General features: G+C 52.5%; 19 protein-coding genes. 7 read left to right on the top strand and 12 right to left on the bottom strand.

All coding sequences use genetic code 11. The annotated features are described in order from the left end of the window. Window positions 1–113 precede the first annotated feature (113 nt). On the bottom strand, window positions 114–791 hold the full coding sequence (locus tag ACJY2L_RS09400; protein ID WP_439212438.1) for a NuoB/complex I 20 kDa subunit family protein: 678 nt from the start codon (window positions 789–791) through the stop codon (window positions 114–116). Window positions 792–806: 15 nt separating this feature from the next. Further along, on the bottom strand, window positions 807–1,250 hold the full coding sequence (locus tag ACJY2L_RS09395; RefSeq protein ID WP_439212439.1) for an NADH-quinone oxidoreductase subunit A: 444 nt from the start codon (window positions 1,248–1,250) through the stop codon (window positions 807–809). Window positions 1,251–1,610: 360 nt separating this feature from the next. Between ACJY2L_RS09395 and ACJY2L_RS09390 the strand changes: the two genes are divergently transcribed. Further along, complete coding sequence (locus tag ACJY2L_RS09390; protein ID WP_439212440.1) at window positions 1,611–1,835, top strand: hypothetical protein; 225 nt, start codon at window positions 1,611–1,613, stop codon at window positions 1,833–1,835. Window positions 1,836–1,906: 71 nt separating this feature from the next. Here ACJY2L_RS09390 and lrhA read toward each other — a convergent pair whose 3' ends face one another. After that, a complete protein-coding gene (lrhA, locus tag ACJY2L_RS09385; protein WP_067432438.1) occupies window positions 1,907–2,830 on the bottom strand; it encodes a transcriptional regulator LrhA in 924 nt (307 codons plus the stop codon). 975 nt (window positions 2,831–3,805) lie between these two features. Between lrhA and ACJY2L_RS09380 the strand changes: the two genes are divergently transcribed. Together ACJY2L_RS09380 and yfbR are read left to right on the top strand one after the other, a co-directional pair. After that, window positions 3,806–5,023 carry a pyridoxal phosphate-dependent aminotransferase gene (locus ACJY2L_RS09380; protein ID WP_067432441.1) on the top strand — a complete coding sequence of 406 codons (1,218 nt, stop codon included), beginning with the start codon at window positions 3,806–3,808 and terminating at the stop codon, window positions 5,021–5,023. A gap of 78 nt (window positions 5,024–5,101) precedes the next feature. Then, the gene (gene yfbR, locus ACJY2L_RS09375; protein WP_187487422.1) at window positions 5,102–5,701 is read left to right on the top strand and encodes a 5'-deoxynucleotidase; all 600 of its coding nucleotides are present in this window, start codon (window positions 5,102–5,104) and stop codon (window positions 5,699–5,701) included. Window positions 5,702–5,716: 15 nt separating this feature from the next. Here yfbR and ACJY2L_RS09370 read toward each other — a convergent pair whose 3' ends face one another. Both ACJY2L_RS09370 and yfbV read right to left on the bottom strand, forming a co-directional pair. Continuing rightward, on the bottom strand, window positions 5,717–6,376 hold the full coding sequence (locus ACJY2L_RS09370) for a sugar phosphatase (protein ID WP_187485649.1): 660 nt from the start codon (window positions 6,374–6,376) through the stop codon (window positions 5,717–5,719). Between the two features lie 178 nt (window positions 6,377–6,554). Then, window positions 6,555–7,007, bottom strand: coding sequence for a terminus macrodomain insulation protein YfbV (gene yfbV, locus ACJY2L_RS09365; RefSeq protein ID WP_439212441.1), 453 nt, complete (start codon window positions 7,005–7,007; stop codon window positions 6,555–6,557). A 334-nt stretch (window positions 7,008–7,341) separates the two neighbouring features. Between yfbV and ackA the strand changes: the two genes are divergently transcribed. From ackA to ACJY2L_RS09350, 3 genes are all read left to right on the top strand, one after another. Next, on the top strand, window positions 7,342–8,544 hold the full coding sequence (gene ackA, locus ACJY2L_RS09360; RefSeq protein WP_439212442.1) for an acetate kinase: 1,203 nt from the start codon (window positions 7,342–7,344) through the stop codon (window positions 8,542–8,544). A gap of 83 nt (window positions 8,545–8,627) precedes the next feature. Then, window positions 8,628–10,763 (top strand): phosphate acetyltransferase, encoded by a 2,136-nt coding sequence (pta, locus tag ACJY2L_RS09355; RefSeq protein ID WP_067432457.1) that lies wholly within the window; start codon window positions 8,628–8,630, stop codon window positions 10,761–10,763. Between the two features lie 263 nt (window positions 10,764–11,026). Beyond that, window positions 11,027–12,034, top strand: coding sequence for a hypothetical protein (locus ACJY2L_RS09350; protein ID WP_439212443.1), 1,008 nt, complete (start codon window positions 11,027–11,029; stop codon window positions 12,032–12,034). 47 nt (window positions 12,035–12,081) lie between these two features. Here ACJY2L_RS09350 and yfcD read toward each other — a convergent pair whose 3' ends face one another. Next, window positions 12,082–12,603, bottom strand: coding sequence for an NUDIX hydrolase YfcD (yfcD, locus tag ACJY2L_RS09345; RefSeq protein ID WP_067432464.1), 522 nt, complete (start codon window positions 12,601–12,603; stop codon window positions 12,082–12,084). Between the two features lie 338 nt (window positions 12,604–12,941). On the opposite strand from yfcD, the gene ACJY2L_RS09340 reads away from it, so the two are divergent. Next, window positions 12,942–13,835, top strand: a complete 894-nt coding sequence (locus ACJY2L_RS09340) for a TIGR01777 family oxidoreductase (protein ID WP_439212444.1) — start codon at window positions 12,942–12,944, stop codon at window positions 13,833–13,835. A 35-nt stretch (window positions 13,836–13,870) separates the two neighbouring features. On the opposite strand, the gene hisP is transcribed toward ACJY2L_RS09340, so the two are convergent. The 6 genes from hisP to purF form a co-directional block, all read right to left on the bottom strand. After that, entirely contained in the window at window positions 13,871–14,644 is a 774-nt protein-coding gene (gene hisP / locus ACJY2L_RS09335; protein WP_067432470.1) for a histidine ABC transporter ATP-binding protein HisP, read from the bottom strand. A 10-nt stretch (window positions 14,645–14,654) separates the two neighbouring features. Further along, the gene (locus ACJY2L_RS09330; RefSeq protein ID WP_067432471.1) at window positions 14,655–15,362 is read right to left on the bottom strand and encodes an ABC transporter permease; all 708 of its coding nucleotides are present in this window, start codon (window positions 15,360–15,362) and stop codon (window positions 14,655–14,657) included. Next, window positions 15,359–16,045 (bottom strand): histidine ABC transporter permease HisQ, encoded by a 687-nt coding sequence (gene hisQ / locus ACJY2L_RS09325; RefSeq protein ID WP_067432473.1) that lies wholly within the window; start codon window positions 16,043–16,045, stop codon window positions 15,359–15,361. The genes ACJY2L_RS09330 and hisQ overlap by 4 nt, the downstream gene beginning before the upstream one ends. A gap of 76 nt (window positions 16,046–16,121) precedes the next feature. Next, window positions 16,122–16,901 carry a lysine/arginine/ornithine ABC transporter substrate-binding protein ArgT gene (gene argT, locus ACJY2L_RS09320; protein ID WP_439212445.1) on the bottom strand — a complete coding sequence of 260 codons (780 nt, stop codon included), beginning with the start codon at window positions 16,899–16,901 and terminating at the stop codon, window positions 16,122–16,124. A gap of 264 nt (window positions 16,902–17,165) precedes the next feature. After that, window positions 17,166–17,741, bottom strand: coding sequence for a UbiX family flavin prenyltransferase (locus ACJY2L_RS09315; RefSeq protein WP_067432479.1), 576 nt, complete (start codon window positions 17,739–17,741; stop codon window positions 17,166–17,168). A 90-nt stretch (window positions 17,742–17,831) separates the two neighbouring features. Next, window positions 17,832–19,349: an amidophosphoribosyltransferase gene (gene purF / locus ACJY2L_RS09310; RefSeq protein WP_067432482.1), complete on the bottom strand. Its 1,518-nt coding sequence runs from the start codon at window positions 19,347–19,349 to the stop codon at window positions 17,832–17,834. Window positions 19,350–19,373 lie beyond the last annotated feature (24 nt).

Below are 19,373 nucleotides of genomic sequence, written 5' to 3'. Positions count from 1 at the left end.
ACTCACCATTCTGGCCTGAAATCAGGCGCGCAGTAGAAGGCGTCAGGATGGGCATTGCGCATTAATTGGTTTTGATCGTGCGCACTGCAGCAGGCCATCCATTAACTGTTTGCTTAAACTTCGTCTGGAGAACGCAGGTTAGTGACTGCGATGCGCTCGCCACGTTTTCTCTCGCGTTCCGACTGCATATTGGCGCGATAGACGCCCTGATCGCCAACCACCCAGGAAAGGGGACGGCGCTCTTTGCCGATAGATTCCTGCAGCAGCAGTAGTGCCTGCATGTAGGCTTCAGGACGCGGCGGGCACCCGGGAATGTACACATCGACCGGCAGGAACTTGTCCACGCCCTGCACCACAGAATAGATGTCATACATGCCGCCGGAGTTAGCACAGGCGCCCATGGAGATCACCCATTTTGGTTCCAGCATCTGGTCATATAAACGCTGAATAACCGGCGCCATTTTGGTAAATGGTGTACCGGCGATGACCATGAAATCTGCCTGACGCGGCGAAGCACGCATAACTTCGGCGCCGAAACGCGCAACGTCATGCACCGCGGTGAACGAGGTGGTCATTTCTACATAGCAGCATGAGAGGCCGAAGTTGTAAGGCCACAGGGAGTTTTTACGTCCCCAGTTGACCATATCGTGCAGCGCGTGTTCCAGTTTGCCCATATAGACACTGCGGTGAACATGCTGCTCAAGAGGATCGGCGACAGTTTCCTGTTTTTGCAGGGGGTAACGGTCATTGTCTCCACCGTTAGGGTCGACGCGGGTGAGCGTATAGTCCATCAGAATGCCTCGCTGTTACTGCTTATGAGGATTGGTGTGGGTGGCGATGTCAGTTTTGACTACAACACGACGACGTGCGGGAGCCCAATCCAGAGCACCAATGCGCACCAGATAAACCAAACCAGCCAGCAGCACCAAAATGAAAATGGCGGCTTCAATAAAGCCTACCCAACCGCTTTCACGAATCGAAACCGACCAGGCGTAAAGATAGAGCGCTTCAACATCGAAAATCACAAAAAACATCGCAACCAGATAGAATTTGGCTGAAAGACGTATATGAGTGGTTCCAACAGGAGCAATACCGGACTCAAAAGGGGTGTTTTTGTACCTTGAGCGGGCTTTTCCGCCCAAAAGCCATCCGCCCGCTAACATAAAGGCGCACAGACCGAAGGCAATGACGACGAATACCGCAAATGCCCAATGATGGGTGATAACTTCAGTGGTTGTTGACATACTCATTGCTTACTCATCAAAAGTGGCGCTGATTTCTGCCGCGAAAAGGCAGCCAAAATGCCATATCGATTCAAGGGAAGGATAAAAACCTCATAATTTTTGCTGTCATTGACCTATAAGCAGCAATTTTATGGGGTTTTTTACTCCTTTCAATAACCTTTTGTCAACTTTGACAAAAGTAACAGTACATTATTTTACACCCGTAGCATTTTATTAACATATGATGCTCGCTTTTTAAGCTAAATCGCTTCAGTTAGTGAGGTTAATATAAGTGTAGCGGTTATTCACAATGGCAGAGCGCACAATTAACAAACATATTTTGGCAGGTATTGTCCGCTTTTCCTGCACCTTATTGGGGGTATTTTTTTGATCCAGAGCACACTTTTAGGCTTTATGAAGCAAAAATATGCAGGCAGTCACGGCAAGAAGGAAAAAATGATGTCGTCAGGTCATTATGATCACGCTGATACTATTTCATTTATAACAGTAAGCATGATTTACATAAACTTAGGTGCCAGCGCGAGAGAAACGATGGAAAACCATCAGAAAAAGGTCAAAAAAAAAGCCTTACGTCCGGATAAGCGGGCGTAAGGCCTGATATTCACAATTACTTGTCACAATCCGCCATTAGAGATGTGTTTTAATGGCGTGTTTCAGTGAATTTACTCTTCGTCATCCAGCAGAACAGCATCATCGCCACTCAGTGCAAGATTGTAAGGGTCGTTGGTCGATTCCATGGCATTAAAAATAGCCAGCGCCAGCTCGTTTTCGCTGTCAGGATTACGACACAGCAAATATTGCGTATCGGGCAGTACCGGCAGGCCTTCTGCCGCACCCATAACACGCAGTTCCGGGCTCATCATTTCAACCGGACGTGCGGTCACGCCAAGTCCCGCTTTTACTGCCGCACGCACCGCTGCCAGCGTTGAGGCAACGTAAGAGATGCGCCACGGAATACCGGCCTCGTTCAGATGATCAATAGCCATATCGCGGTACGGGCTTGGTTCATCCAGCAGAACCAATGGAATCGCTTCGCCGCGCTGGAAGATATAGTCGGCCGCGCAATACCATAAGGTTGGCGAGGTGCGCAAAACCTGATAGGTAAAGTTGCCTGGGCTGGAGGTGGTAACAACCAGATCGACTTCGCCCTGGTTCAGCATCTCCATCATGAACGGGTTACGTTTCACGCGAACATCAATAGCCAACTTAGGATAGACTGACGTCACGCGGTTTAATAAGAATGGCAGGATGGTATCGGATGTGTCATCGGAAGCACCGATGGTTAGCACGCCCTGAATGTTGCTGTACATCAGCGACGTACAGGCTTCGTCATTAAAGCGCAGAATTTTTCGGGCATAACCCAGCAGCTGAATACCGTGTTCGGTAAGCAGCTTGTTACGGCCATGTCTGGCAAACAGCTCTTTGCCGACCAGCTGCTCAAGGCGCTGCATCTGTTGGCTGACGGCAGATTGTGTTCTGCAGACCGCAGCGGCGGCGGCGGCAAACGTATTCAAATCTGCTACGGCAACAAAGGTTCTCAGCAGATCGAGATCTAGATTGAGTATCGGACGATTTGCGTTAGTCATATTTTTCTTCACTTATAAGTTTTTTAGTACTGCTACCCTGGTGTTATTGCTCAGCCTGCAAAAGACAGGCCGAAACAATTCGCAATGTCTACATGTGGTGCTCTGACGGTACATCATCTTGCCTGAGGCTACGGGCTGATCATCGCGATGAAGTCAGCGATTTCAACACACGCGATCGCCCGTACTAATGCAAAACAGATGACGCTAAGGCATTCAGGCAGTTAAATTCATTGCAGGATGCTGCGTCATAACAGAAGCCTTCAGCCGCATGACAAGATGCCGCGAAGGTAAATGAGACCAGAATGGTCTCTAATGGTCGTCCCAGACACGTTTTAAAACGCGTTAAATAATAAATTATACTTAATCATTTTGACAATTAAATCGCATTTTTTTTTGCACATCAGCGCAGCAATCTCTGTTATTTACGCGGTTGTGACAAGCAGTAAGGCGATGAATGACTTTTTTCGCTTCTGTAAATTAGTCACCTGGTTTGTTTACAATTACAGATAAAAAGCGTGCTGTTGAGAAGCACGATGCCACAACAAGCCAGGCGGCAAAGCGTGTTTGGAGCTTCGTTTTTCGCCATGTTTGCGCCGACTCAGACGCCCTGCCCCGCACGTGATCGTCGCCACGCATGATAATTAACCATTTTTATCAGAATTACTTAACAGTTTACCGACGCGTTTATTACCTGTTGATGCAATTCGTTCACAGGCTGTCGTCACAGTGGCCACTGGTAAGCCAGCTTTACAGCGGCAAACTACCTTTAGTGCATTACGCTAAAATAAAATGAAAAGGCAGCGATATATCCTGGCGATTTTCACCGTTCGCGACTGCCGTGCCAGCATTGCGCGTTATTCTTCTCATTCACGCCAAAACATGTGGTCGGCCTTCTCTAAGTGCAGGCACAGGAGTAAATTGAGCGGGTTTGGTTTCCACGGCAGGAACGATGTTCCGCCAGTTAAGGCGAGAGTAATGAATTTTCAAATTGATAAATCCGGCAAGCTTGATGGCGTGTGTTATGACATTCGCGGCCCTGTTCTGAAAGAGGCAAAGCGTCTTGAAGAGGAAGGGAATAAAGTTCTCAAGCTGAATATCGGCAATCCTGCGCCATTCGGCTTTGAAGCGCCGGATGAAATCCTTGTCGATGTGATCCGCAACCTGCCCAGCGCACAAGGCTACTGCGATTCAAAAGGCCTCTACTCTGCGCGTAAAGCGATCGTGCAGCACTATCAGGCGCGCGATATGCGTGACATGACGGTAGAAGATGTCTACATCGGCAATGGCGTATCAGAGCTGATTGTCCAGTCGATGCAGGCACTGCTGAATATGGGCGATGAAATGCTGGTTCCGGCGCCTGACTATCCGCTCTGGACCGCTGCAGTTTCTTTGTCGAGCGGTAAAGCTGTGCATTATCTCTGCGACGAACAACAGGGCTGGTTCCCTGACCTCGACGATATTCGCAGCAAAATCACTCCGCGCACCCGCGGCATTGTGATCATCAATCCCAATAACCCTACCGGTGCGGTATACAGCAAAGAGCTGCTGATGGAAGTGGTTGAAATCGCCCGCCAGCATAATTTGATCATTTTCGCCGATGAGATTTACGACAAAATTCTGTATGACGATGCGCAGCACCATTCTATCGCTGCACTGGCACCAGATTTGCTGACCCTGACCTTTAACGGCCTCTCCAAGACTTACCGTGTAGCGGGTTTCCGTCAGGGTTGGATGGTGTTAAACGGCCCGAAAAAGCATGCCAAAGGCTACATTGAAGGGCTGGAAATGCTGGCGTCGATGCGTCTCTGCGCTAACGTCCCGGCACAGCATGCCATTCAAACGGCGCTGGGCGGTTATCAAAGTATCAGCGAGTTTATCGTACCGGGTGGACGGCTCTATGAACAGCGCCAGCGTGCCTGGGAGATGATCAACGATATTCCCGGCGTGAGCTGCGTGAAGCCTCAGGGCGCGCTGTACATGTTCCCGCGCATCGATGCTAAAAAATTCAACCTTCATGATGATCAGAAGATGGTGCTGGATTTCCTGCTGCAGCAGAAAGTGCTGCTGGTTCAGGGAACCGCGTTCAACTGGCCGTGGCCCGATCACGTACGCATTGTCACCCTGCCCCGCGTGGATGAACTGGAGATGGCCATCGGCAAATTTGGCCGCTTCCTGGAAAACTATCGTCAATAAGTGCGCGTGATATACTCTTTCAGCTTCGGGGAGCGACCCGCTTTGTTCCCCGTCGTCTGAACTCAAAGGATGTTTATCATGCAGCAAAGTCACTTTTTCGCCCATCTGTCCCGACTAAAACTGATTAACCGCTGGCCGCTAATGCGCAACGTGCGCACAGAAAACGTTTCTGAGCACAGTCTGCAGGTTGCCATGGTCGCACATGCTCTGGCCCTGATTAAAAATATGAAGTTTGGCGGCCAGCTCAACGCAGAGCGCATCGCGCTGATGGCGATCTACCATGATGCCAGCGAAGTGCTAACCGGCGATCTGCCCACGCCCGTGAAGTACTACAACGAGCAGATTGCCCACGAATATAAAAAGATTGAAAAGATTGCCCAGCAGAAGCTGATAGAAATGTTGCCGGAAGAGCTACAGGAAGCCTGGCGTCCGTTTCTGGACGAGCATGCGCATTCGGAAGAAGAGACCGCGATGGTCAAGCAGGCAGACGCGCTCTGCGCCTACCTGAAATGTCTTGAAGAGCTGTCGGCGGGTAATAATGAATTTCGCTTAGCCAAAGCGCGCCTGGAGAAAACGCTTCATCAGCGTCGCAGCCCGGAGATGGACTATTTTATGGCGGTGTTTGTTCCCAGCTTTACCCTGTCACTTGATGAAATCTCACAGGATTCCCCATTGTAAACGGGCGCCCGCGGCTTAGTGCTTTCTGAAAACGTCAATCGTACCGTCATCATTTTTGCTGACGATCAGCTCTTCCAGCGAGGTGAGTTGCATAGCGACCTCATCCAGCCGCGCAGCATCCGCTGGCGCATTCACCGCAACAACGTGCGCGCCTGCGGCCAAACCGGAAAGGATTCCGGCCGGCGCATCTTCCACCACCACACACTCCTCAGAGTCGAGTTCCAGCAGTTGCGCCCCTAAAAGATAGGCATCCGGCTCGGGCTTGCCGCGGCTGACGCGTTCGGCGGTGACAAAGATTTCTGGCTCCGGCAATCCGGCTGCTTTGTGGCGCGCGCTGGCGACCGGTTTTGAACCCGAAGTCACAATGGCCCAGGGAATCTGCAATTCGTTGAGCGTAGCCAGCAATTGTTGTGCTCCTGGCAGCGCACGTACGCCTTCAGTATCTTCGGCTTCGCGGCTTTCCAGCAGCAGGAATTCATGTTGAATAGCTTCTTCAGGCTGACCCGCCATAAAGTGACGGAGTGAAGTGATTGCCTGTTTGCCATGAATGAAATCGAGGATCTCATCGGCAGCAATGCCGTGACGCTTGCCCCAGTTGGTCCATGCGCGTTCTACAGCGGGTAAAGAATCCACCAGCGTGCCGTCTAAATCGAACAGAAAACCTCTACACTTCACAAGCCGTTCCTTCTTTCAGGTTGATAATGACCCGCACATTGAACCGCGCCTGACCCGCTTTGTGCAAACCTAATTGGTTCCGCAGATCTGCGCTATGTTCAGCACTGCAAAAAGCACAGGGCGCTGAAAGAGGATTTCAGCGCCCTGTAGGCCGATTGCCACTGAGAAACATGCGGAATCAAAGGTCGTCTAAAAAGGTTTTATCCAGCTGATTAAACGCGCGTTTTAATACCTCAGCCAGTGCCTGATAGGTTGGTTTGCCCTCAACCGGCGCAATCGCCTGCCCTGCTTCCTGCAATTTACCCCGCACCTCATGAAACCAGTGCAGCAGCGTAGGTGGCAACGGCGTTACCGAGCGTTTACCCAGCCACCATAATCCCTGCATTGGCAGGCTACAGGCAAAAATAGCCGTGGCAACCGCCGGACCGAGTTGGCCGCCCAGCGCAATTTGCCAGGTGAGCGTAAATATTGCCAGCGGCGGCATAAAGCGAATGGCAAATCGCGTGGCGTTACTGACGCGATTTTCCGGGAACATCGGTGCCAGCCGCTTATCTGCAGGCCAGGTTTTCATATAACGCTGACCACGTTGGAAGAGTGAAAACCAACTGATATTGCCTGAATTTTCTGCCATTGCTGACCTCAACTTCTTTGGTAGGGATTAAAATATTTTTATAACCACACAACTTTACGTGACATTCTTCAAAAGATTTTGTTTTTGCTGGTCACTCTCGTTATCCTGAGCGCGGTTATACCCGTACTGAGGTAAGCATCCCCACAAAACAGGGGGTTAAGCCACATTCGGCTAAGCGACTTTCAAATAATTACGTAATTTTGCAATAATTTTTTGATGCGGGCGGAAATTTTGCCGTTGGCATGATGTCAGTCATAAATATTACCGCTGTCATGCGCTACTCTAAAAACCTGATTGCGTTATTTTTAGCCACTTTAAACAAATAGGTACTTCCATGTCGAGTAAGTTAGTTCTGGTTCTGAACTGCGGTAGCTCTTCTCTTAAGTTCGCTATCCTGAATCCTGCTGATGGCGAAGAATATTTATCCGGTCTCGCCGAATGTTTCCATTTACCTGAAGCCCGCATCAAATGGAAGCTGGAAGGCAATAAACAAGAAGCCGCGCTGGGCGCGGGCGCTGCTCACAGTGAAGCCCTGAACTTTATCGTTGACACTATTTTGGCACAAAAACCTGAGCTCTCCGCACAAATCACTGCGATAGGCCATCGTATTGTGCACGGTGGCGAAAAATTAACGCACTCAGTAATTATCACTGACGATGTGGTACAGGGTATCAAAGACGCCTCTTCTTTTGCGCCTTTGCATAATCCGGCCCATCTGATTGGCATTAATGAAGCGCTGAAAAACTTCCCGCATCTCTCTGATAAAAATGTCGCTGTTTTCGACACCGCTTTCCATCAGACAATGCCTGAAGAGTCCTACCTTTATGCCCTGCCTTACCATCTTTACAAAGAGCACGGCGTTCGCCGTTATGGCGCGCACGGCACCAGTCACTTCTATGTTTCGCGTGAAGCGGCAAAAATGCTGAATAAGCCGGTTGAAGAACTCAACGTGATTACCTGTCATCTCGGTAATGGCGGCTCAGTCTCGGCGATTCGCAACGGCCAATGCGTTGATACCTCAATGGGCTTAACGCCGCTGGAAGGTCTGGTCATGGGCACGCGCAGCGGCGATATCGATCCTGCTATTGTCTTCTTCCTGCACGATACGCTGGGCATGAGCGTAGACGCCATTAACAAGCTGCTGACCAAAGAGTCTGGCCTGCTGGGCCTGACCGAAGTCACCAGTGACTGCCGTTATGTTGAAGATAATTATGCCACCAAAGAAGATGCCAAACGCGCAATGGACGTTTTCTGTCATCGCCTGGCAAAATATATCGGTTCTTACACCGCGCTGATGGAAGGTCGTCTGGATGCGGTGATCTTCACCGGCGGCATCGGTGAAAACGCCGCGCTGGTACGCGAACTGGCCTTAAGCAAGCTGGGCCTGCTAGGCTTTGAGGTGGATCATGAGCGCAACCTGGCCGCGCGCTTCGGCAAGTCCGGCTTTATTAATAAAGAAGGCACCCGTCTCGCCATCGTCATTCCAACCAACGAAGAGTTGGTGATTGCGCAGGATGCCGCGCGCCTTACCGCGTAATATCTTCACTCCGTCAGCTCAGGCTGACGGAATTGTTTTGACCGCTTGCGATACCTGAGAGGTTTCCCGTGTCCCGTACTATTATGCTTATTCCGACCGGCACCAGCGTTGGCCTGACCAGCGTCAGCATCGGCGTCATTCGCGCAATGGAGCGCAAAGGCGTACGCCTCAGCGTGTTTAAACCGATTGCCCAGCCGCGTTCAGGCGGCAACACGCCCGACCAGACCACCACCATTATTCGCAAAAACTCCACGATTCCCGCCGCTGAGCCGCTGCATATGTCACGCGTTGAGTCGCTGCTGGGATCCAATCAGCAGGACGTGCTGATGGAAGAGATCATTGCGCGTTACCATGAAAACACTCAGGACGCAGAAGTAGTGCTGGTGGAAGGCCTGGTCCCGACCCGTAAACACCAGTTCGCCAACGCCCTGAACTATGAAATTGCCAAAACGCTAAACGCTGAAATCGTGTTTGTGATGGCGCTGGGCAATGACTCACCGGCGCAGCTGAAAGAGCGTATTGAGCTCACCCAAAGCAGCTTCGGCGGCAGCAAAAACAAAAACATCACCGGCGTGATTATTAACAAACTCAATGCGCCGGTTGATGAACAGGGCCGCACGCGCCCGGATCTCTCTGAGATTTTCGATGACTCCAACAAAGCCAGCGTCGCCAATATCGATCCTAAACAGCTGTTTGCCAACAGCCCGTTGCCGGTGTTGGGCTGCGTGCCGTGGAGCTTTGAGCTGATCGCGACCCGCGCTATCGATATGTGTCGCCATCTCAATGCTGAGATCGTTAACGAAGGCGAAATCCAGACGCGCCGCGTGAAATCAGTGACCTTCTGCGCGCGCAGCATTCCGCATATGCTGGAGCATTTCCGTCCCGGTTCGCTGCTGGTAACCTCAGCCGATCGCCCTGATGTGCTGGTTGCCGCCTGCCTCGCCGCCATGAACGGCATTGAGATCGGTGCCATCCTGTTGACCGGTGGCTACGATATTGATGCGCGCATCAATCAGCTGTGCGAACGCGCCTTCCAGACCGGTCTGCCGGTGTTTATGGTGAAAACCAACACCTGGCAAACCTCTTTGAGCCTGCAGAGCTTCAATCTGGAAGTGCCCAGCGACGATACCCAGCGTATTGAGCGCGTATCAGAATATGTGGCCAGCCACATCGACGCCGACTGGATTGAGTCGCTGACCGCTGCCTCTGAGCGCAGTCGTCGTCTGTCACCACCGGCCTTCCGTTATCAGCTCACCGAGCTGGCACGCAAAGCGGGCAAGCGTATCGTTCTGCCTGAAGGTGATGAACCTCGCACCGTTAAGGCAGCCTCAATCTGTGCTGAACGAGGCATCGCCACCTGCGTGCTGCTGGGCAATCCAGAAGAGATCAAACGCGTTGCCGCTGCGCAAGGCGTGGTGCTGAACAGCGGCATTGAAATTATCGATCCGGAAGTGGCGCGTAAAAACTACATTGCGCGCCTGGTCGAACTGCGTAAGAACAAAGGCATGACCGAAGTGGTGGCTGAAGAACAGCTGGAAGACAACGTGGTGCTCGGCACCATGATGCTGGAAGGCGGCGAAGTGGACGGTCTGGTGTCCGGTGCGGTGCATACCACCGCCAATACCATTCGCCCACCGTTGCAGCTGATTAAGACCGCGCCAAACAGCTCGCTGGTCTCATCGGTGTTCTTTATGCTGCTGCCCGAGCAGGTGCTGGTTTACGGCGACTGTGCCATCAATCCCGATCCTGATGCAGAGCAGCTGGCCGAGATCGCCATTCAGTCGGCGGATTCCGCTCAGGCGTTTGGTATCGATCCACGCGTCGCCATGATCTCCTATTCCACCGGTAACTCAGGTGCGGGCAGCGACGTGGAAAAAGTGCGCGAGGCGACTCGTATTGCCCAGGCTAAACGCCCTGATTTAGTGATCGATGGTCCACTGCAATATGATGCCGCGATCATGGCTGACGTCGCCAAATCGAAGGCGCCTGATTCGCCGGTTGCGGGCCGTGCCACGGTATTCATCTTCCCGGATCTCAATACCGGCAACACCACCTACAAAGCGGTTCAGCGTTCAGCCGACCTGATTTCAATTGGCCCGATGCTGCAAGGTATGCGCAAACCGGTGAATGATCTGTCGCGCGGCGCGCTGGTTGATGACATCGTTTATACCATTGCACTCACCGCCATTCAGGCTCAGCAGGCGGAAGACCAGGCATAACACATTTCTACAAAAACGGTCGCCTGGCGGCCGTTTTATTTTCTTTTTTTATTGAGCAAAAGTAACCGCTGCGTTTCCTGCCTCAATATCGGGCAATTGTTGCCCGACGTCACCCGCGCTTTATTCCCGCTCCGCTTTTTTTTAAATAACTTCTTGTCATTTAGTGGCAAAAAGCGTTTTTGCGACTATTCTCTTTTTAGCAGTTAAATCAAATTCGCTATGGCAACAGCGTAGTAATGATAAAATAATATGGAGATAGATAAATGCGCGAACCTCATGTTGAAACTCGCACGCCTTATATTGAAAACCGGGAAGTACCGTTAAAACGTATTTCGTGGAGTGCCGTATTTGCCGGTGTGATTACTTCACTGGTAATTTATATGCTGCTGGCTATTTTGGGCACGGCTATTGGCACCACCACCATCGATCCGCTGAAAGAGCAAAACCCGCTTGATAGTATCGGCTGGGGCGCAGCCATCTGGACCGGTGCCAGCATTCTGATCTCCGTTGCCGTAGGTGCCTATATTTCTGGCCGCCTGGCACAGCGTGAAGGTGCGCTGCATGGCCTGCTGATGTTTGGCGTGAACGCGCTGATTTGCGTCTGGCTGGCTGTTGTTGTGGTTAATAGCGCGGTGACTGGCGCAATGAATATTGTCGGCACCGGCCTGCAGGCGGTAGGTAACGGTATTGGCGCGGCGGCACCTTCCGTGACGCAAATGGCGAAAGACAAGCTGAAAGAAAATAACATCAATCTTGATGATTTCCAGAATCAGCTTGAAACCACACTGCGTCAAACCGGTAAGCCAGAATTACAACCAGAGAACCTGGAAAATAAAGCGAAATCTGAAGCAAATAATGCACAGAATCAGGCTGAGAACACCGCAAATAACCCACAAAATGCGGATACTGACCTCACCAACTTTGTTAAAGGCTTAATTGATCGTCATGAAAATACATTCCAGGCCGCGGACCGTGAAGCGCTGAAAAATATTATCAAAGCGCGTACCGGAAAAAGCGATCAGGAAGTGGATCAGATGGTAAATCAGGCTGAGCAGAGCTATCAGCAGGCAGTGCAGAAATATGAAGAACTGAAAAAACAGGCCGAGCAGAAAGCGCGTGAAGCTGCAGACAAAGCTGCCGCTGCTACCGCTAAAGTGAGCTGGTTTGTCTTCTTCATGATGATTATCGAAGCGATTGTTGCCGGTGTGATGGGTATGGTTGGCCGTCGTACGCAACCTCGTCATCGTGTTGCCGGTGAACGTCACGTATAACCACACGGGTTCATCAACAAAAAGGGTCGCTATAAGCGACCCTTTTTTTATCCATTTTCACCGTTGCGGCTCATCCAGAGCGACAAGGCTTTGAGCGAATCATCGGTAAACTCATCGCAGCGTGCGGTGATCTCTTCCGGCAGCATCCAGAATATCTCGGCCACTTCTTCTTCCTGCATAGCGAAAGGACCGTGCGACACACAGCTGAACAGACCGCCCCAGACGCGGCAGTGCTGATCTTCGAAATAGAACATGCCGTGCTCGGCAAAAGGCACATCAGCGATGCCCAGCTCTTCTTCTGCTTCACGACGCGCCGATTCCAGCATGTTTTCACCGGACTGCACGACGCCGCCGGCGGTCGCATCCAGCATACCCGGCATAAAGTCTTTGTTCTCGGTACGACGCTGCACGAGGATTTTTCCTCTGCCGTCATGCACAACGATATAGGTTGCGCGATGACGCAGCCGCTGCGCACGCATTTGCGCCCGACTCGACTGTGCGATGACCTCATTCTCTTCGTTGACAATATCAACCCACTCGGTGCCCGCAGCCTGACTTTGCTCCACCATCCGTAACCCTTAATAATATTTTTGGCGCACTGTTGCGCGATGATCTTCGCCATGACCGCGCGTTTCGTTGACGCGCGCCGCCCTAAAATAAAGATTTATCTGTTATGAAGCAATAACCGTTTTACTCCCTTTTTTACCCTTTCATTCGTGACAGCGCGACCAAAATATGCTGCGACCGGCACCCTTTTTTGGCTCTGTTCATGATGCCGAAATCATCACGCGTCATGACGCGGTTTTTTCAGGCTGAAATCCGCGTTATCGCCCCGTTTGTTCGCCAGCCTGGCGCATCTCTTCTATGCTCAAAAGGGGCGATTAAACAACGTATAAGGATACCCGGCATGCATATTTTACTCACCGGTGGCACCGGGCTGATTGGCAGCCATTTGGTGCCAGCGTTATTAGCGAAAGGGCACCAGATTAGCGTGATCAGCCGCGACGTCGCGGCAGCAAGGGAAAAACTGGATTCACGGGTGACCATCTGGTCCGGCATCGCCCAACAGAAAGATCTCAACGGTATTGATGCGGTGATTAACCTCGCCGGCGAGCCGATCGCCGATAAGCGCTGGAGTGAACAGCAGAAACAGCGCCTGTGTGAAAGCCGCTGGCAGATCACCGAACAGCTGGCGTCACTGATCAATGCCAGCAGCCAGCCGCCACAGGTGCTGATCTCAGGCTCAGCCAGTGGGTTTTATGGCAACAGCGGCGAAGCGATTGTAACCGAAGAGGATGGCGGTCAGGATGAATTCACCCACCAGCTCTGCGCCCGCTGGGAAGCGCTGGCGCTGGCCGCTGAAAGCGATCGCACCCGCGTTTGTCTGCTGCGCACCGGCGTGGTACTGGCGAAGGAAGGCGGCGCGCTGACCAAAATGAAGCTGCCGTTTAAGATGGGCGTGGGCGGACCGATCGGCAGCGGCAAGCAATATATGCCGTGGATTCACATCGATGATATGGTTAACGGCATCCTCTGGCTGCTGGAAAAACCGACGCTGCGCGGACCCTTTAACATGGTTGCACCTTATGCCGTGCGCAACGAGCAGTTTGCCGCTATCCTGGGTCATGCGATGCACCGCCCTGCCTTTATGCGCACGCCAGCGGGCGCTATTAAGCTGATGATGGGGGAATCGGCGGTGTTAGTATTAGGCGGTCAGCACCTGCTGCCAAAGCGGCTTGAGGAGTCAGGCTACCGCTTTAAATGGGTACAGCTGGATCAGGCGTTGGCTGACGTGGTGTAACGCGAGCCAACGGCGCAGCCGTTGGCTCAATGCGGTTATTTTAACGACCCCGAGAGGAACTGTTTCAGCCGTGGGCTTTGTGTACGGTCGAACACCTCTTCCGGCGTGCCCTGCTCTTCGATTTTGCCCTGATGCAGGAAAATAACGTGGCTGGAAACGTGACGGGCAAATTCCATTTCGTGTGTTACCACCACCATGGTTTTCCCCTCTTCCGCCAGCTTCTGCATAATGCGCAGCACTTCGCCGACCAGCTCAGGATCGAGCGCCGACGTCGGCTCATCAAACAGCAGCACGTCCGGCTCCATCGCCAGGGCACGCGCAATGGAGACGCGTTGCTGCTGACCACCGGAGAGATGCACCGGGTACTTACCGCGCGCGCGCTCATCAATGCCGACCTTATCAAGATAGGTAATGGCGCGCTGGCGCGCTTCCTGCTTCGACAATCCCAGCACCTGAATCGGCGCTTCCATTACGTTTTCCAGCACCGTCATGTGGCTCCACAGATTGAAGTGCTGAAACACCATGGTCAGGCGCGTACGCAGCATACGCAGCTGCTCCTTGTTCGCCACCTTGAGCTGACCATCGGTGTCGCGCACCAGTGAAATAGCGGCATTGTTCACCGAAATCGCTCCCTCGCTGGGCTTTTCCAGAAAGTTAATGCAGCGCAGAAAAGTGCTTTTACCCGAGCCGGACGATCCGATAATGCTGATGACATCGCCCGCCTTAGCCTGCAGCGACACCCCTTTCAGCACTTCATGTTCCCCATAACGCTTGTGTAAATCGGTCACGCTTAATTTCATTTCAGCCATGGTCAATCACTCAGTGAGGCGCTATATGTGCCAGCCAGCGGCGCTCTGCGGCGCGGAACAGGCTAATCAGCACATAAGAGATAATAAGATAGAGCACGGCCGCAAGACCGAACGCGGTAAAAGGCTGATAGGTTGCTGAGTTAATATCGCGCGCCACTTTCAGCAGATCCGGCACGGTGGCGGTGAAGGCCAGCGCCGTGGAGTGCAGCATTAAAATCACTTCATTGCTGTAGACCGGCAACGCGGTACGCAGTGCAGAAGGCAAAATAATGCAGCGATAAAGTTTAAAGGTGGAAAAGCCATAGGCGCGCGCCGCTTCGATTTCACCGTGCGGCACCGCCCGAATGGCTCCGGCGAATATCTCGGTGGTATAGGCACAGGTGTTAAGGGTAAACGCCAGCAGCGTACAGTTCAGCCCGCTACGAAAAAACGCGTTGAGCAGTTCGGTGCCCTTCACCACTTCCAGCGTATACATGCCGGAGTAAAACACCAGCAGCTGCACGTAGAGTGGCGTGCCGCGAAACACATAAGTAAACAGCCAGACAGGCAGGCTAATAAACCGGTTCGGTGATACGCGTGCAATCGCTAACAGCACGGCCAGACAGCCGCCCAGCACCACCGAAATAATCAGCAGCCACAGCGTCATCGCTACGCCGGTAATGCGATAACCATCGCTCCACAGCAGTGCTTTCCAGTATTCCTGAATAATATCGATCATAGCTCAGCCTTTTTCACCCCAACTGAATATCGACGCGTCAGCCACCACAGCACACCGTTGGATAAGGTGGTGAACAGCAGATAAATGGCTCCCGCCACGATAGCGAAGTAGAAAGGTTGCCAGGTGCTTTTGCCTGCCAGTTGCGTCGCTTTTACCACATCTTCCAACCCAAGTAGTGAAACCAGCGCGGTGGCCTTCAGAATGACCTGCCAGTTGTTGCCGATGCCCGGCAAGGCGTAACGCATCATGCCGGGAAACAGAATGCGGCGAAAAACCTGCGATGAAGTAAACCCAAAGGCGGTTGCCGCTTCAATTTGCCCTTTTGGTACGGCGAGGAAGGCACCGCGGAAGGTTTCGGTAAAATAGGCGCCGTAGATAAAGCCGAGCGTGATGATACCGGCCACCATCGGATCGATATCAAACTGCCCAACGCCCAAGGCATCGGTTAGCTGGTTAAGCGCGATCTGCAATCCATAAAAAATCAGCAGCATCAGCACCAGATCGGGCACGCCGCGGATCAGCGTGGTATAGGCTTCAAACAGCAACGCCAGCGGTCGATTGCGAGAAAGTTTGGCGGCCGCACCGGCGAGGCCAAGCACAAGCGCCAGCAACACTGAACTGAGTGCCAGCTCCAGCGTCACCGTTGCGCCTTTAAGAATAACGTCAGAGTAGCCGTAAAGCATGGGGATGATCCTGTCGTGAAGTGTCGATGAACAAGCTGCCCGCTATGCGGCGGACAGCCGTGACGACAGGTGTAAATCAGTCACCGTATACGTTGAAATCAAAGTATTTTTTCGCGATTTTGTCGTAAGTACCGTCTTTACGCATTTCGCCAAAAGCCTTATCAATGGCCGTTTTCAGTTCGCCATCATCTTTGCGCAGGCCCATGCCGGTGCCGACGCCGAAGATCTTGTCATCTTTCACTGCCGGACCAGCAAACGCATAGGCTTTACCCACTGGCTGCTTCAGAAAACCTTCGCTTGCCTGGATTTCATCCTGGAATGCCGCATCAATGCGTCCGGCGTTAAGATCCTGATAGACCAGGTCCTGGTTGGCATAAGGCGTGATATTCACCCCTTTTGGCCGCCAGTACTGATTAGCGTAGGTTTCCTGGGTGGTGCCCTGCAGCAGGCCAATGGTTTTGCCTTTCAACGCGGTCAGATCGGGGGAGATTTTCGCGCCTTTCGGTGCTACCAGACGGGCGTTAGCGGCATAGAGTTTTTCAGAGAAGGCGATCTCCTGCTGCCGTTTTTCAGTAATCGACAGTGAGGAGATAATGGCGTCGATTTTTTTGGCTTTCAGTGAGGGAATCAGCGCGTCAAAGTCGCTTTCAACATAGGTACATTTGGTCTGAATACGTTTACAGATCTCGTTCGCTAAATCGATATCAAATCCGGTCAGCTGGCCCTGCGTATTTTTTGATTCAAAAGGCGGATAGGTAGGATCGGTGCCGATGCGCAGCGTTTCAGGCAGAGCAGCAAAGGCGCTGCCTGCGCTGAAGCAGGTCAATAAAGAAAGAGCCAGGAGTCGCTTCTTCATGGATTACCCTCAGTGATGTGTTTGTTGTTGTTATGATGCTGTTTGCCTGTCCAGAATTGCAGATTTCGTGCCAGATCTGCAAGCGCCGATAACATAGGCGTTGCGCCATTGCCTCCCGGATGAACAACGCTTCATCTTGTCGGTTTAGTGTTCAATATAGAGAATAAAAAGCCGAAGCAAAGCAGGATGATGGCGCATTTTGGTGCATTTGCCGGACAGGTCACGCGGCGGCTCCGTTTTTATGCACCAGACTGGCGCATCACATCACTTTTGTGCACCTTGCCAGCGCACAAACAGATCGTCAGGCAGGTCAATATCAAACTGATCGATGACTCGGTTAACGGTTTGATCAACGATGTCCATGACGTTTTGCGGGCGGTGATAAAAGGCTGGCACCGGCGGCATAATGATCGCGCCCATTTCTGCGGCGGTGGTCATCATGCGCAAATGGCCGATATGCAGCGGCGTTTCCCGAACGCACAACACTAGCCGACGCCGCTCTTTTAAAATGACATCTGCGGCGCGCGTCAGCAGCCCGTCGGAATAGCTGTGAACGATGCCGGAGAGCGTTTTCATTGAGCACGGCACGATTGCCATGCCTTCGGTTTTAAACGATCCCGAGGAGATTGTGGCGGCGATATCACGCGCATCGTGCACCACATCCGCCATCTGTTGGACATCACGCAGGCTGTAATCGGTTTCCAGCGCCAGCGTCTGCCGCGCGGCGTTACTCATGATCAGATGGGTTTCCACCTCGTCTACCGCCTGCAAAACCTGCAACATGCGCACGCCGTAAATCGCCCCGCTGGCGCCGGAAATGCCAATAATTATTTTTTTCATGCTGATCCTGTTTAGCTGCGTTTGCGCCGGTTGTGCCCACAAAAAAGGCCGGTTTCCCGGCCTTTCATTTCCTGAACGCATCGTCGGTGATTAGCCTTCGTTGTGCAACTCAAGATTTTCGCCTTCATTCTGGCGCAGCGCGGCTTTTGCATCATCATTGCGCAGCGATTGCAGATATTCAAGATACTGCTGATCGACATCTTTGGTGACGTAAATGCCATCAAACACCGAACACTCGAACTGACCAATGTCCGGGTTTTCTTCGCGTACCGCTTCAATCAGATCGCCCAAATCCTGGAAAATCAGCTTGTCCGCTTTAATCAGCGTACAGATCTCATCCGCTTCACGTCCGTGGGCAATCAGCTCAGTGGCGCTGGGCATATCGATGCCGTACACGTTAGGGAAGCGAATCTCAGGTGCAGCTGAGGCGAGATAAACTTTCTTCGCGCCCGCTTCACGCGCCATCTCAATAATTTGCTCTGAGGTGGTACCACGCACGATGGAATCATCTACCAGCAGCACGTTTTTATCGCGGAACTCGGCGCGGTTGGCGTTCAGCTTGCGTCGAACGGCGCTGCGACGCAGATGCTGCCCTGGCATAATGAAGGTACGTCCGACATAGCGATTTTTTACAAAGCCCTGACGATACGGCTTGTCCAGAATGCGGGCAATTTCCAGCGCAATGTCGGTGGAGGTTTCCGGAATGGGAATCACCACATCGATATCGAGATCTTCCCACTCACGCGCAATTTTATTGCCCAGCTTGGTGCCCATGCGAACGCGCGCGCTGTAGACCGAAATTTTGTCGAGGAAGGAGTCCGGACGCGCAAAGTAGACGTATTCGAACAGGCACGGATTGGTTTTCGGGTTTTCTGCACACTGACGCGTGAACAGCTGGCCCGCCTGCGTGATATAGACCGCTTCGCCCGGCGCGACGTCACGTAAAAACTCAAAGCCCAGGGTATCCAGCGCCACGCTTTCCGAGGCAACCATATACTCCACGCGGCCATCAGGCATAGCACGCTTGCCAATGACCAACGGACGGATACCGTTGGGATCGCGGAAAGCGACCATGCCATGGCCGATAATCATGGAAACGCAGGCGTAGGCACCGCGCACCATTTTATGCAGCGCGGCGACCGCAGCAAAAATATTGTCTGCCTGCAGCGGATGCTGCGGAAAACGATCGAGTTCCTGCGCAAAGATGTTCAGCAGGATTTCAGAATCGGAGGTGGTATTGACGTGGCGGCGGCCGCTTTCGAACAGCTGCTTGCGCAGTTCATGTGCGTTGGTCAAATTACCGTTATGCGCCAGCGTAATGCCGTAGGGCGAGTTGACGTAAAACGGCTGCGCCTCAGAGGCGCTGGAGCTACCGGCAGTGGGATAGCGAACATGGCCAATGCCCATGTTGCCCTGCAAACGCTGCATGTGACGCGCTTCAAACACATCGCTGACCAGACCGTTTGCTTTTCGCTGACGGAAGCAATTAATGGCATCAATGGTACAAATGCCTGCGGCATCCTGCCCGCGGTGCTGAAGCACCGTTAACGCGTCATAAATCGACTGGTTTACCGGCATGAAACCGGTGATACCGACAATACCGCACATGTTGTCATTTCCTCATAAGCCGCA

The sequence above is a fragment of the Duffyella sp. Ts4 genome, assembly GCF_051851875.1.
In the GTDB taxonomy this organism is placed as follows: domain Bacteria; phylum Pseudomonadota; class Gammaproteobacteria; order Enterobacterales; family Enterobacteriaceae; genus Duffyella; species Duffyella gerundensis.
Note: the sequence above shows the minus strand (reverse complement) of the source record. Positions and strands in the feature narration are given on the sequence as shown.

Bases quoted from the DNA above. Each gene is read 5' to 3' on its own strand.
- ACJY2L_RS09315 (WP_067432479.1), bottom strand. From the start codon at position 17,741: ATGAAAAAAATAATTATTGGCATTTCCGGCGCCAGCGGGGCGATTTAC.
- ACJY2L_RS09340 (WP_439212444.1), top strand. From the start codon at position 12,942: ATGCATATTTTACTCACCGGTGGCACCGGGCTGATTGGCAGCCATTTG.
- pta (WP_067432457.1), top strand. From the start codon at position 8,628: ATGCTTATTCCGACCGGCACCAGCGTTGGCCTGACCAGCGTCAGCATC.
- ACJY2L_RS09400 (WP_439212438.1), bottom strand. From the start codon at position 791: ATGGACTATACGCTCACCCGCGTCGACCCTAACGGTGGAGACAATGAC.
- yfbV (WP_439212441.1), bottom strand. From the start codon at position 7,007: ATGGCAGAAAATTCAGGCAATATCAGTTGGTTTTCACTCTTCCAACGT.
- lrhA (WP_067432438.1), bottom strand. From the start codon at position 2,830: ATGACTAACGCAAATCGTCCGATACTCAATCTAGATCTCGATCTGCTG.
- ACJY2L_RS09330 (WP_067432471.1), bottom strand. From the start codon at position 15,362: ATGATCGATATTATTCAGGAATACTGGAAAGCACTGCTGTGGAGCGAT.
- argT (WP_439212445.1), bottom strand. From the start codon at position 16,901: ATGAAGAAGCGACTCCTGGCTCTTTCTTTATTGACCTGCTTCAGCGCA.
- ACJY2L_RS09395 (WP_439212439.1), bottom strand. From the start codon at position 1,250: ATGAGTATGTCAACAACCACTGAAGTTATCACCCATCATTGGGCATTT.
- yfcD (WP_067432464.1), bottom strand. From the start codon at position 12,603: ATGGTGGAGCAAAGTCAGGCTGCGGGCACCGAGTGGGTTGATATTGTC.
- yfbR (WP_187487422.1), top strand. From the start codon at position 5,102: ATGCAGCAAAGTCACTTTTTCGCCCATCTGTCCCGACTAAAACTGATT.
- hisP (WP_067432470.1), bottom strand. From the start codon at position 14,644: ATGGCTGAAATGAAATTAAGCGTGACCGATTTACACAAGCGTTATGGG.
- ackA (WP_439212442.1), top strand. From the start codon at position 7,342: ATGTCGAGTAAGTTAGTTCTGGTTCTGAACTGCGGTAGCTCTTCTCTT.
- ACJY2L_RS09350 (WP_439212443.1), top strand. From the start codon at position 11,027: ATGCGCGAACCTCATGTTGAAACTCGCACGCCTTATATTGAAAACCGG.
- hisQ (WP_067432473.1), bottom strand. From the start codon at position 16,045: ATGCTTTACGGCTACTCTGACGTTATTCTTAAAGGCGCAACGGTGACG.
- ACJY2L_RS09380 (WP_067432441.1), top strand. From the start codon at position 3,806: ATGAATTTTCAAATTGATAAATCCGGCAAGCTTGATGGCGTGTGTTAT.
- purF (WP_067432482.1), bottom strand. From the start codon at position 19,349: ATGTGCGGTATTGTCGGTATCACCGGTTTCATGCCGGTAAACCAGTCG.